Annotated in this window: 7 protein-coding genes; 2 read left to right on the top strand and 5 right to left on the bottom strand. The window is 73.1% G+C overall.

The window, feature by feature from the left end:
• Both ACWCPW_RS11585 and ACWCPW_RS11590 read left to right on the top strand, forming a co-directional pair.
• Positions 1-2851, top strand: a 2851-nt coding sequence (locus ACWCPW_RS11585) for an SDR family NAD(P)-dependent oxidoreductase (RefSeq protein WP_449761357.1), incomplete at its 5' end; no start/stop codon positions are given.
• 5 nt (positions 2852-2856) lie between these two features.
• A complete protein-coding gene (locus ACWCPW_RS11590; RefSeq protein WP_449761358.1) occupies positions 2857-7092 on the top strand; it encodes a hotdog fold thioesterase in 4236 nt (1411 codons plus the stop codon).
• 174 nt (positions 7093-7266) lie between these two features.
• Here ACWCPW_RS11590 and ACWCPW_RS11595 read toward each other — a convergent pair whose 3' ends face one another.
• The 5 genes from ACWCPW_RS11595 to ACWCPW_RS11615 all read right to left on the bottom strand — a co-directional run bounded on the left by ACWCPW_RS11595 (position 7267) and on the right by ACWCPW_RS11615 (position 13272).
• On the bottom strand, positions 7267-7905 hold the full coding sequence (locus ACWCPW_RS11595) for a hypothetical protein (RefSeq protein WP_449761359.1): 639 nt from the start codon (positions 7903-7905) through the stop codon (positions 7267-7269).
• Positions 7906-8079: 174 nt separating this feature from the next.
• Entirely contained in the window at positions 8080-9738 is a 1659-nt protein-coding gene (locus ACWCPW_RS11600; RefSeq protein ID WP_449761360.1) for an HAL/PAL/TAL family ammonia-lyase, read from the bottom strand.
• Between the two features lie 243 nt (positions 9739-9981).
• On the bottom strand, positions 9982-10455 hold the full coding sequence (locus ACWCPW_RS11605) for an indole-3-glycerol phosphate synthase (protein WP_449761572.1): 474 nt from the start codon (positions 10453-10455) through the stop codon (positions 9982-9984).
• Between the two features lie 142 nt (positions 10456-10597).
• Complete coding sequence (locus ACWCPW_RS11610) at positions 10598-11932, bottom strand: MFS transporter (protein WP_449761361.1); 1335 nt, start codon at positions 11930-11932, stop codon at positions 10598-10600.
• A gap of 5 nt (positions 11933-11937) precedes the next feature.
• The gene (locus tag ACWCPW_RS11615) at positions 11938-13272 is read right to left on the bottom strand and encodes an ATP-grasp domain-containing protein (RefSeq protein WP_449761362.1); all 1335 of its coding nucleotides are present in this window, start codon (positions 13270-13272) and stop codon (positions 11938-11940) included.
• Positions 13273-13325 lie beyond the last annotated feature (53 nt).

Below are 13325 nucleotides of genomic sequence, written 5' to 3' on the forward strand. Positions count from 1 at the left end.
GTTGCGGGACCACTTCCCGGACGAGGCGAACGTCGACCCGGCGGACCTGGCCCGGCTGCGTACGATCGCCGCCATCGCCGACAAGATCACCTCGCTTCGGGCGCCGAACGGCGCGACCCCGCAGTCCCGGGCGCTCGCCTCCGTCCCGGCCCCGGCCCTGGCCCCGCTTCCGGAATCGGCCGCGGCTCCGACCCAGGAGAGCGGCGCGGACGTGGCGTTGGCGATCGTGGCCGAGCTGACCGGTTATCCGGTGGAGATGCTCACGCCGGACATGGACCTGGAGGTCGACCTGGGTGTCGACTCGATCAAGCGGGTGCAGATCCTGACCCGGTTGCGGGACCACTTCCCGGACGAGGCGAACGTCGACCCGGCGGACCTGGCCCGGCTGCGTACGATCGCCGCCATCGCCGACAAGATCACCTCGCTGCGCACGCCCGACGCCGCGACCCCGCAGGCCCCGGCCCCGGTCGCGCCCGCCGCGCCGGCCGCCCGCGCGCAGGAGCAGATCCCCGCGCAGGCCAAGCACGCCGAGCCCCAGCTCACGGTCCTGCGCACCGGCACCACCCTGGTACCCACCGAGGCCGCGACCGGCGGTCCCCTCAAGGGCCTGCGCGAACAACCCCTGCTGATCACCGACGACGGCACCGGCGTCGCCGAATGCCTGGCGGAGACCCTGCGCCGCGAGGGCATCAAGGTCACCGTCACCGACCGGGTGACCGAGGACTGCACCGCCGTGATCGCCCTCGCCGGCCTGCGCGAGATCGACCCGGAGCAGGACCCGGACGCACCCACCCGCGAGGTCTTCACGATCCTGCACACCATCGCCGAGGCGATGGACCGCCGAGGCGGCGTCCTGGTCGTCGTCCAGGACACCGGCGGCGCGTTCGGCACCTCCGGCATCCGCGGTCGCGAGGGCTGCGCCGGCATCGCCGCGCTGGCCCGCACCGCCGCGAACGAATGGGCGCACGCCTCGATCAAGACGATCGACATCGAGCGGGCCGCCCGCGCCCCCCAGGACCTCGCCCAGGCCATCGCCACCGAGCTCCTGCACGGCGACGACACCACCGACGTCGCGCTGACCGCCGACGGCTCGCGCGCGCTGCTCCGCGGCACCACCGAGACCCTCGGAACGCCGCGGCCGCTCGACCTCGGGCCGGACCCGGTGGTCGTGGTCACCGGCGGCGCCCGCGGCATCACCGCGTCCTGCCTGATCGCCCTCGCCGGCGCCCACCGGCCCAAGTTCCTGCTCCTGGGCCGGACCCGCCCCGTCGACGAGGACGACGAACTGCGCGGCGCCGCGGACGAGACCGCCATCCGCAAGGTGCTGAGCAACCGTCGCGACGAGAAGACCGGCGCGACCCCGACCCTGGCCGAACTCGCCGTCGCCTCCGGCCGGGTGCTCGCCTCCCGCGAGATCCGCACCACCCTGGAACTGCTGGCCGTCGCCGGAGCGGAGACCCGCTACGTCACCGCCGACGCGACCGACCGCGAGCGGGTCTTCGAGGCGCTGGCCGAGGTACGCCGCGACTGGGGTCCGATCACGGGCATCATCCACGCCGCCGGTGTCATCGCCGACAGCAACATCTCGGACAAGACCCAGGCCCAGTTCACCTCCGTCTACGACACCAAGGTGCGCGGATTCCGCACCCTCCTGGACCTGACCGACAACGACCCGGTGCGCCTGGTGTGCGCCTTCTCCTCGGTCAGCGCGCGACTGGGCACCGCCGGGCAGAGCGACTACGCGGCGGCCAACCAGGCCATGGAGCAGATCACCGCGACCGAGGCGGCCCACCGCCCGCAGTGCACCGTTCGGGCCGTGGCCTGGGGCCCCTGGGCCGCCGGCATGGTTTCCCCCGCGCACGCCGAGCACTTCCGCCGGCTCGGCGTCCCGCTCCTGGAAGAGAGCGCGGGCGTCCAGGCGTTCATGACCGAACTCGAGCAGTCCGGACCGGCCTGCGTCTCGATCGCCGCCGGCGCGGCCGGTCCCGCCGTCGAGACCGACCACGGCGGCGTCACGGAGATCCTGGTCGGCGCCGACACCCACCCCTACCTGGTCGACCACAGCATCGCGGGACGCCCCGTGGTGCCGGTGGCCCTGGTCCTGGAATGGTTCGCCCGCGCCGCGCGTGCGGCCCTGCCCGACCAGGATTCCGTGCTGGTCCGCGACCTGCGCGTGCTGCGCGCCGTCGCACTGGACAAGTTCGGTGTGGAGGAGACCCGGCTGCGGGTGCACGCGCGCCCGGACGCCACCCACCCGGACGCCCCGCTGCGCCTGGAACTCAAGAGTGCCGACGGCGCCCTGCACTACGCGGCCCTCGCGGGTCCGGGCGAGGTCGCGACGTTGACCGCCCCGGCCGCGGAGCCCGTCGACGAGAGCTTCGAGGTACACCCCGGCAGCGCCGTCTACGACGGGGCCATGCTCTTCCACGGACCGCTCTTCCACGCCATCAGCACGATCAACGGGCTGAGTTCCGCCGGGGCGACCTGCGACCTCGTCGGGCTCCGGCAGCTCGGCTGGGCGCACGACAACTGGCAGACCGACCCGCTCGTCATGGACGGCGCGCTCCAGGCGGCCTGCCTGTGGGTGTTGTCCTCGGCCAGCGTGCAGTCCCTGCCGATGGGCGTTCGCGAGGTACGCGTGTTGTCGACCGGAGCCGTGGACGCGCCGGTCAAGTGCACCGTGCACAGCGTCATGCAGGGCACCGACAACGCGATCTGCGACATCTGGCTGACCACCGAACACGAGGGCGCGGAGCGGGTCCTGGGCGTGCTCGCCGGCGTGGAGATGGTCTACCGTCCGGACCTGTCCAGCTCGCAGCGAACCGCGGCGTTGATCTCGACGGACGCGTGAGGGGCATGAACTTTCCCGCCATCGCCATCGTGGGACGCGGCTGCGTTCTGCCCGGAGCCAACGATCCCGCCGAACTGTGGGACACCGTGGTCTCCGGCGCGGTACGACTGACCCCGTTCTCCATCGGGCGCTCGAAGGCCGGACCCGACTGGAGCGGGGCCGACCCCGCGAGCACCGTGTTCGGCCATGTCACCGGGTTCGAGGAGCGCTTCGACCCGAACGGCCTGGCCATCGACGCCGAACAGGTCATGGGCCTGGATCCGACCGTGCGCTGGGTCATGCACGCGACCCGGCAGGCGCTCGCGGACGTCGGCCGGCTCGGCCTGCAGCCACGCGCGGGGCTGGTCCTGGGCAACATCTCGTGCCCGACCACGTCGATGACCGCCTACGCCGAGGACGTCTGGCTGCGCTCGCAGCCGGCCGAGGTCCGGGCCGGATGGCCCCGGCACGACCGGCACGCGCCGATCCCGGCGAGCCGGTTCTGCTTCGGGCTCCCGGCGCAACTGGTGGCCCGGGCGTTCGAACTGCGCGCCGGCGCCGTGGTCCTGGAAGCGGCCTGCGCTTCGGTGCTGTACGCGATCGAACTCGCCTGCCGGAAGCTCTCCTTCCGGCAGGCGGACCTGATGGTCGCCGGGGCGCTCAACGGCGGCGCGCCCGAGATCATCAGCCACGGCATGGGTCGGCTGGGGGCACTGAGCCCCAGCGGACGCTCCCGGCCCTTCCACCGGGACGCCGACGGTCTGGTCCCCGCCGAGGGGACCGCCATGGTCGCGCTCATGCGGCTGGAGGACGCCCTGGCCGCGGACGTGCCCGTGCTGGGCGTGATCCGCGGCATCGGGGCGACCAACGACGGCGGCCGGGGCGGCATGCTCGTCCCGGACGGCGGCCGGCAACAACGCGCGATGAGCCTGGCCTACCAGGCCGCGGGCATCGATCCCAAGACGGTGTCCCTGCTGGAATGCCACGCCACCGGCACCGCGGTCGGCGACACCGTGGAGGCGGGCTGCGCGGCCCGGATCTTCGCGGAGCGTACGGACCTGCCGGTCGGCTCGGTCAAGGGCAACCTCGGCCATCCGCTCACCGCCGCGTCGGGCGCCGCGCTGCTCAAGGTGCTGGGCGCGATGGAACACGGCACGCTGCCGCCCACCGTCGGTGCCGACGAGGCCATCGACGCCATGCGCGGCACACCGTTGCGTCCGTTGGCCCGGCCGGAGGAGTGGCAGGGCCTTCGGCGCGCCGCGGTCAGCGGATTCGGCTTCGGCGGTGTCAACGCCCACCTGGTCGTGGACGCCTGGAACACCGCCGACCGGGCGTCGGTCTCCTTCCCCGGCGTGGCCGTGCCCGGCCCCGCCGCGCGCCGCCGGCACCAGGTGGCGGTCGTCGGCCTCGGCGCCCGCGTCGGTGACGGCGACACCACCGGCGACTTCGTCGACGCCCTGCTGGCGGGCGAGCCCAGGCTGCGACCGCCGCGTACGGTCGAACTGCGCGTGGACGGCCTGCGCATGCCGCCCAACGACATGCTCCAGACCTCCGGCGAACACCTGTTGGTGCTGGAGGCCGCCCGCGACGCCGCCCGCGGGCTGGAACTGCCCGAGGAGCGCACCATGGTGCTCGTCGGCGTCGGCGCGGCGACCGTGCACGCCGAGTTCTCGGTCTGGCACAACCGCACCACCCTGGAGGCGCGCCGGTCGGCGGCGGCCGAGGCGTCCTCCGAGGACCGCGTCGCCGACCCGTTGAACTGCCCGCCGTGGTCCCTCGGGGGCCTGGGCAACATCGCCGCCAACCGGATCAGCGCGCAACTTCGGCTGACCGACCACAGCGTCGCGGTCTGCGCCGAGGAGGCCTCCGGGATCCGCGCGCTCGACATGGCGGTCGACGCGATCGGCAGTGGGGCGAGCGACGCGGCACTCGTGGGCGCGGTCGACCTCGCCTCCACGGTGGTCCACCGAGCGGTCGTCCGCGACCTCGGACTCCCCGGAGCCGAGGGAAACGCGGCCGTGGTGCTGGCCCTGAAGCGACTCGACCACGCGCGTCGGGACGGCGACCCCGTCCTCGCCCTGATCGAACCGCAGGGCCGGGACCGGGACTCGGCCGACGGGGCGGCGGCGTCGGACGCCGTCGATCTGGTGGTCGGCGACCTCGAATCCTCGCTCGCGCAGTCGGACCGGTCGGACCGGTCGGATCGGTTGGATCCGTCCGGCCTGTTCGGTCGCCCGCACTGCGCCGCCGGCCTCCTGAGCGTGGCCTGTGCGACCGTGGCCCTGTACCACCGCAGTGTGCCCACCCTGGGCGCCGGGGCAGTGCCGCGGCCGGAGTTGACCCGGGCGATGGTGAGCGTCGCCGCGCTCGGCGCGCCGCCGGCCGAGCTCGTCCTGAACGCGGGGGACACGGCCCCGGCCGAGACCGGCTTCGCGACACTGGGCCGGAGGGCCGAAGGGGAGACGCCCGCCCGGCGTCTGTCCAGCATCGCGTTCTTCGACCTCAGGACCGTGCTGCGGCTCCAGGAGGCGCGCCCGGCGCGCGAACTCGTGGCGCTTCCGGCGGCCCGCGCGGTGCCGGCGGTCGAGATCGGTGCCGGCGCACGGGCGGTGGCCCGGACTTCGGCCGCGGTCGCGGTCCCGGCTGCGGTCCCGGCCGCGGTCGCGGCCCCGGCCATGGCCGCGCCCCCGCCGCCCCCGTCGGTGACGCCGAGCCACGTGTCGGTCGAGGAGAGCCTGGTGCCGGCCGCGCTCAGCGCCCACCAGCGGCTCGTGGGCAGGTCGCATCTGCAGTTCCTGAACGCTCGGCACGAGAACCACCTGCTGTTCCTGGAGATGCAGCAGCGGGCGGCCCGAGCACTGCTCGAGGTCGCGGGCGCGTTCCGGGAGCCGTATCCGGCGGAGGTCGGGGCACCGGCACCGCATGTCGCGCGGACGGGCGCACCGGTACCGCACCCGGTGGGACCGGGGGAACCGGTACCTCCGGTCGCCTCGATCGCCCCGGTGCTGCCGGCCGAACCGGTGGCCGAAATCGCCGAGGTCGCCGAGGTCGCCGAGGCAACTGCGGTCGCCGCGCCGATGCCGATGCCGACGCCGCAACGCGGCCCGGCCGAGCGCGAGTTCGTGGTCAGCCCCGACGACGATCCGTGGGTGCTGGACCACTGCCCCACCTGGACGTTGCCGGTGCTGCCGATGATGTGCACGGTGGACCACCTCTTCCAGGCGGCGAGCACGCACACCGGACTCCGGGCCACCGGTCTGCGGGAACTGCGCCTCCAGCGCTGGATCCCGGTGGTGAGCCCCACACGTCTGGCCACCAGGGTCGAGCCGATCGCGGGTCGGGAGCGGGACGTACACGTCAGCCTGTTGATGTGGCGGCCGGCCCGGAACGAGGCGCTGTCCCGGTTCGAACTCGTGGCCGAGGCGACGATCACCTTCGACCGGCCCGCGACGCCGGCTCCGCTGCCGCCGCTCACCGATGCCCGGCGCGCGGAGCTGCCGTATCTGACCAATCGGCTGCCACACGGTCCGGCCTTCCAGTACCTCACCGAGGTCGGCTACGGCAGCGGCGGAGCGGTGGGCATCCTGGACGCGCGACGCGGTTCCGTTCCGGGTACGTTCACCCATCCCGGGCTGCTCGACGCGGCGACGCACATCATCGCCGACCGGGTGTTCTGGTTGCCCTATCCGCAGGTCGGGCCGAACGTGGTGCCCTATCCGCACGGCCTGGTTCGGATGGACCTGTTCGCCCCGTTCCCCACGGAGGGGCAACTGCGCGTGGAGGCCCGTCCGGCCGGAGCCGAGGGTGATCTGCTCTTCGTCGACTTCCAGGTGTTGGCGGGGGACCGGCTGTGCGCCGCGTTCCGCAACGTCAGCATGGTCTCGCCGCCGAGTGTGCTGGAGCTGCAATCCGGCGCGGACCGGCGAGCCTTCCTCCTGGAGCGCCGATACGCCCCGGCGATGAGCATGTCCCAGGTCGTCGGGGGCGCCAGCCGGCTGGACCGGGCCGTGCTGGAGCAGGCCGACTGGCCGACCGGCGGGCTGGCCTACGTCTACGGCCTGCCGGCCGGGGCCCCGGCCCGACTGCACGCGGAGGAGGTCGCGATGCGCGAGCACGTGGCCCGCGCGCACGGCGAACACCCGGCCCGGGTGGTCGTCGACGTACCGAACCAGGTGGCGTGGATGGCCGACCAACCCGACCGGAAGCACCGCCTCCTGGTGCACTCGGACAACGAGACGGTCACGGTCGAGAACCGGCCGTAGCCCGCGCCCGCGCGCGGTCGAGGCCCACCGGTGGGCGGGATTCCTTCGGGGTCCCGCCCACCGGCGTGTGCTCGACGTCCGCGTCGCGGCGGCACTCGACTCGGGTCGCAGTCCGGTCGCCCCGCGCGCGGTGCACCCTCGCCATTGAAGACACGCCCTGGCCAGGGCGTGTCTTCAATCCCCCGCCGAGCTCCACGACGCCCCCTGGGATATCGCGTCGCGGAGCGCGGCGACGATCGTTTCGGGTGGGTGCGTCGCGGCGGCGGCGCGTTCGGCCGCGTCGAGGATGTCGGCGAACCGCTCGGGTTCCGCGCGGCTCAGCACGTCGCGCAGCCACGGGACGAGGCGGTCGGCGTCGGCCGGAACCCCCGGCAACACCAGGCCGGGAACCGAGGGCGCGCGCCGTTCCGCCGCCGGGCGCCGCTCGTCGCGCCGCGGCTCGCGCGGGGTGGGGCGGGTGCCGCGAAGGAGGCGTCGCAGGCCCTGGGACGGGGTGACCGGCTCGGCGGGCCGCGCGGGATCCGGGTCGCGCGGGGGCGCGACGTCCGGTTCGGGAGCGCGCCAGGCGGACAGGTCCGGGGCCCGGCGTTCGCTGCCCCAGCGGCCCACCGGCAGGCGCACCTTGTGCGGGTGCACGCACACCCCCACACCCGACTCCGCGTCGATGCGGCGCCCCTCGCCCGGGCGCCACGGCCACGCCGGGTCCGGCCGGGCGGCCACGTCGAACTCGCCGGCGGCGAAGCGCAGCGACGGGCAGTACCCGCACACCTCCCCTTCGATCCACGGCGGCAGGACCGGCTCGTGCGAGGACATGACGGCAGCGTAGTGACCCGGGCCCGGACCCCGGTCCGAAGGGTCGCGACCATGCGCCCCGCCCCCGGGAGACGCCGTGCCCCGGCCCCGGAGTCCGGCGGCTCCGGTACGGCCGGCCCGGTCGGCGGCGTCGACCCGCGTCGACGCCGCCGCTCCGGCGGGATCGCGCGGGGGTCAGACCCCGTCGGGGCGCAGGGCGCCTCGGGTGACCATGTCGACGGCGGTGTCGACGTCGGGCGTCATCCAGCGGTCCTCACCGAGGGTGGGTACCCGTTCCCGGAAGCGGTGGTGCAGTTCGTCGGTGGCCTTGGCCAGGGGCAGGTCGCCCATGGTGGGACGGGCCAGGTCGATGCCCTGCGCGGCGAGGAGGAACTGCACGGCCAACACGATCTCGGCGCGGTGCAGGTTGTCGTCGAGGTTGCGCGCCGAGGCCATGGCCATCGTGTTGTGATCCTCCTGTCCGAACTTCTCCGGTCGGGACAGCACCCCTGCGGGCATCGCGCGCGCCTGCATCTCCGGGATCAGCGCCGCGCCGACGGTCTGGACCTGCACCATGCCGGAGTTGAGCCCGATCGGCGGGCCGGCGAGGTTGTCGGGGAGTCCGTAGCTCCACTTGGACGCGATCAGCCGTCCGGACAACTCGTGCGAGAGCACGGACACGTCGGTGATCTGCGCGTTGAGGGTGTCGATCGCGTGTCCGATCTGCGCGCCGTCCCAGTTGCCGCCCATCACGAACTCCCACGTGTGGTCCGGGCGTTCGAACAGCAGCGGGTTGGACGTCGAGGCGTTCGCCTCGCGGGTGATGATGGTCTGTGCCTCGTCCAGGGTCTGCCGGGCGGTCGCGACGATGTGCGGGGCGGCGCGTACGGACACCGCGTCCTGCACGCGCGGCGAGGTCTCGCCGAACCGCTCCCGGCCCTGCTCGGTCATCCACGCGCTGTCGTCGGTCAACTCGCGCAGCCGGGCCGCCTCGTGCTCCTCGGCGGGGATGCGCCGCTCGGCGTGGGTGCGCTCGTCCAGCGAACTCGCCTCGGCCCGGGTCGCCTCCAGGAACAGCGCGAACGCGCCGCGGAATTGGTCCAGGAACCGTTCCGAGCGATCCACCGATGCCGCGTAACGGGCCGTCAGCACGCCGCTGCCGCTGATCAGTGGCAGCGTCTCACCCGCTTCCAACGGGAACTCGACCGGCAGCCCCGCCTGTTGGAGCACCTCGCGGGCTCCGCGCGCGGGCCCCTCGCGGAACCGGGCGGTGCCCGCGTCGCCGGTGAGCACGAGTCCCGCGGCGGCCATCGGCTGGAGGTCTCCCGTGCCCAGCGAGCCGATCGAGGGCATCACCGGGGTCACGCCCGCGTTGACCAACGCGAGCATGCGCTCGACCATCTCGGGCCGTACGCCCATCCTGGCCCGGGCCATCGCGTTCGCCCGCAGCACCAGGGCCAACCTGGCCACGCCGGGGGGGAGTTCCTCGCCGGTACCGGCCGCGTGCGAGCGCAGGACCCGGCGTTGGAAGTCGCGCTGTTGTTCATCGGTGAGGGGATGGTCCTTGAGCGGGCCCAGCGCCTGGTTCCAGCCGTACACGCGTTGTCCGCGGGCGAGCGCCGCCAACGCTCCCGTGCGGGCGGTGCGCATGCGTTCGGCGGCGGCCGGGGCCAGGCGTACCGCGCCCGCGTTCCCGTGCAGCACGGCCTTCATCTGCGCGAGGGTCAAGTGGTCACCGTCGAGCGTGATGACCGCCGCCCGCTTGGCGTTGATCGACGCGAGGGAGGCCACCGGCCGCTTCGGGCTCGGACTCGCCGAGCCCGTCACCAGGGCGGACGTCACGGCGACCGCCACGACGACCCCTGTCCAACGTCGCCGGCGGGCGGGCGGCACGGGCCGGAGTGGAGCCGCCGGATGCGGCCGGAGGGCCTTGAATTCGGGAATCGGGAACGAGAAATTCACACCGAGAGCATCGGCGGCCCGGCAAGGATCTTGAACAATCTCACCATCGGCGCCGGCGAGGGCATCCGTCCTGCCGGGGCAGCCGGCGGCGACCGGTGAGTCCGCCCGGCCCGCCGCCGTCGCGGACTTGCCGGGTCACTCCTCCTGGTCGTCGTGGGCGTACAGCTTCAGTACCGGAACGCCCACCTTGTGGCGGGCCCGGCTGGCCCAGTCCCGGTGGAAGAACTCCTCGACGAGGTGCGGGGCGGTCAGCACGATCACCTCGTCGGCGTGGGTCTGTTCGACCACGGATCGAAGCAGGTCCAGGGGGTGGCCTTCGATCAGTTGGCCCACGGCCTCGCTGCCGGTGTCCCGCAGGCTTCGGAGCGAGTGCTCCAGTGCCAGGGCGGCGGGTCCTTCGGCTCCCTCGCCTTCCGGCTCGTCGGCCTCGTGGACGGCCTGCTTCAGCTCGCCGAGCGCGACGTCGTCGATCGAGCGCAGCAGTCGGTCCTCGTTGCCGCGCGGCTGCATCAGCACGACGAAGGACATCGTGTCGTCGTGGAGGGTGGTGACGAGCTCGACGTCCGCCGCGGACAGCGGCTGCTCGACCATCAGAACGCTTGTGAACACCATGAGCCTTCCCTCTGCGCACCCGGACGGGCACGGCCGGTACGCAACGATAGCGACACCGCCCGTCCTTGATCCTCTGATTCCCTCGCGGACCGCCGTCGACGCCTCGGGCGTGGGTCCGCGGCGGGAAATCGGCCCCCTGTCACCCGCCCGACGCGCCGGCCGCGGCGCTCGACGCGTCGGCGGCGTCGGAACCCAGCGGCTCCGCCACGGGTTTGTCCCGCACCGACACCAGCACCAGCACGATCGACAACACCGAACCCACCGTCAGCACCGGCCACACCTGATGCCCGAAGCGAATGAACAACCACCCGCCCACGACCGGTCCGACCGCCGCGCCCAGGCTCCAGGCGAAGTGGAAGCCGCCGATGTAGTGGCCCTTGAGATGCGCGGGTCCGGCGACCACCGGATAGGCCGTGGTCGCCGGGCCGCCGAGGATCTCGCCGACGGACCAGATCAGCGTGCCGAGCAGGATCACGGCCGGGCCCAGCGGCAGGCCGTACACGGCCACGCCGACGCCCACCAGGACCAGGGCCCACGCCATGGTCAGGCGTTGCGACCAGGCCTGCGCGTACTTGGTGACCAGCAGCTCGAACGAGATGACGATGAAGCCGTTCAGCGACACCGCCAGCGTGTACCAGAAGATCGCCACGCCGCTGTCCTTGACGTCGAGCGGCAGCGTGGACAGGTACTGCACGTAGACGACCCCGAAGAAGAAGATCGCGGTCAGGTAGAGCATGTAGCGGCGATCGCGCAGCATGGCGCGATACCCGCCCCGCCCGAGCCGTTCACTCTCCTGTGCGCCTTCCTCCCCGTCGGCGTCCGCTTCGGCGGGCGCGCCCGCCGCGCCCGGCTCGGCGGATCGGGGCGGCAACGTCAGCCACGCGATGGTCGCGTAGAAGAGCGCGATCGTCGCCTCGACCCAGAAGACCAGGGCGTAGCTGCGGCCGGCCAGGTTGTACAGCGCGAATCCGAACAGCGGCGCGACGGTGGCGCCCAGGTTCAGCCCGAAGCGGTACATCGCGAAGATCATCACCTGGCGGTTCGCCGGGGTGAGATCGGAGAGCAGGGTGGCCGACGCCGGACGGTAGAGCTGCCCGGCCAGGCTGACCAGGGCCACCGCCACCAGGATCAGGCCGAACGAGGGCAGGTAGAGGATGGCCGCCAGGGGCACGCTCGCGCCGACCATGCTCAGCACGCTCGCGGTGCGCGCGCCGAGCCTGATCGACAGCGCCCCGCCCAGCAGCACGCCCACGATGGCGCCGCCGCCGTAGACACCCAGCGCGAACGCCGCCTGACCGTCCGAGTAGCCCCGCGCGGTCAGGAACAACACCAGGAAGATGTTCAGGAAGGCGCCGAGGCGGTTGACGAACGCCCCGGCGAGCAGCGTCTTCGCCGGGAGCGAGGCCTGCCGGAAGGTGGCCACCACGGCGGCCTTGTCGCTGTCGTGGCCCTCCTCGTGGACGACGTCGGTCATGCCGGTCAGCCGATGACGATGCGCAGGGCGGCGCGGACGCGCTGCTCCAGGGCGTCGAGTCCGTCGGGCGTGGGGGCGTCGATGAAGAAGGTGACGGACCGGTCGTCGGAATTGGTGAGCGGTACCAGCGAGGCACCGCGCTTGTGCAGGACCAGCACGGCGCGCAGCGTCGGTTCGTCGCCCGGCCCGCCGGGCTTGATGTCCGGCCACACGCCGCTGTCGCCGATCCACTCGGGCCGTACGTCCGGCCAGTCCAGGACGACGTCCTCCAGCGTGCCGGGCCGGTGCTCCAGGTAGACCTGCCGGGTGTAGCGGTGCGGCCGCGGGTAGGCGGCCGGTTCGCCGAGCGCGATGCGCAGGATCTCCGGCTCCAGGGGGCGGCCGGTGGCCAGTTGATACAGCGTCAGCAGCCCGTCGCCGGGAGTGCGCGCGGCCACCTCCATCAGGCGCGGGCGACCGTCGTCGCCGACCCGCCATTCGGAGTGCGCGATCCCGTTCTCGAACGCGAGCGCCTCCACCAGTCGCCGATTGGCCGTCAACAGCGCCTCGCGCAGATCCTCGCGCACGCCGGGCACGCTGTGCGCCATCTCCACGAAGGTGTGCGTGTGGCTGTCGGTGGTGACCTTGTCCGTCACCGACGCGAAGACCACCGATCCGTCCTGGACGAGGCTCTCCACGGAGAACTCCGGGCCCAGCACCTTCTCCTCGACCAGGACGACCTCGTGGTCGGGGTACGTCGCCAGCCGCTCGCGCAGCGCGGCCACGTCGTCGACCGTCTCGACGCCGGAACTGGAGGCGCGCGAGGCGGGTTTGACCACGGCGGGGAAGCGCACCGCGCCGAGGTCGACGCTCGCGCGCTCTCCGGCGGGAATGGTCAGCGACGCCGGTCCCAGGTCGGCGGCGTACCAGCGCTGGAGGTACTTGCTGCGGCAGGCGCGGCTGGCGCGTAAGCCGGGCGAGCGCACGCCGAGTCCGTCGGCGAGCAGGCCGGTCGGCTCGGCGAGGTAGTCGCCCACGGCGTAGGCGCCGACGATGGTGTACGCCTCACGCCAGGCCGCGGTCCGGGCGATCGCGCCCGCTACGAACGCGCCCTGGACGGTGAAGTCGCCGGTGACGTAAGCGATTTCGGTGATCTGCGAGGCGGGATTGGAGGTGTCGGCCATCGCCGCCGTCGCCTGCTCGCGGTAGGACTCCGCGGTGATGACCAGGATCTCGAGGCCGCGCCCGGAGAGTTCGGTCAGATACAGCGGATTGCGGCGGATCACGGGGAACGAGCCGGTCAGGATGAATGCCTTGGGCCGGTCGGCGGAATCCCGCGACTCGAGTCGTGCCTGGGTCATGGTTCCGTGTCCTCCTGGATCGGTGGATCGGTGGATCGGTGGATCGGTGGATC

The sequence above is a fragment of the Embleya sp. NPDC001921 genome (assembly GCF_053594475.1).

Bases quoted from the DNA above. Each gene is read 5' to 3' on its own strand.
- ACWCPW_RS11590 (WP_449761358.1), top strand. From the start codon at position 2,857: ATGAACTTTCCCGCCATCGCCATCGTGGGACGCGGCTGCGTTCTGCCC.
- ACWCPW_RS11595 (WP_449761359.1), bottom strand. From the start codon at position 7,905: ATGTCCTCGCACGAGCCGGTCCTGCCGCCGTGGATCGAAGGGGAGGTG.
- ACWCPW_RS11610 (WP_449761361.1), bottom strand. From the start codon at position 11,932: ATGACCGACGTCGTCCACGAGGAGGGCCACGACAGCGACAAGGCCGCC.
- ACWCPW_RS11615 (WP_449761362.1), bottom strand. From the start codon at position 13,272: ATGACCCAGGCACGACTCGAGTCGCGGGATTCCGCCGACCGGCCCAAG.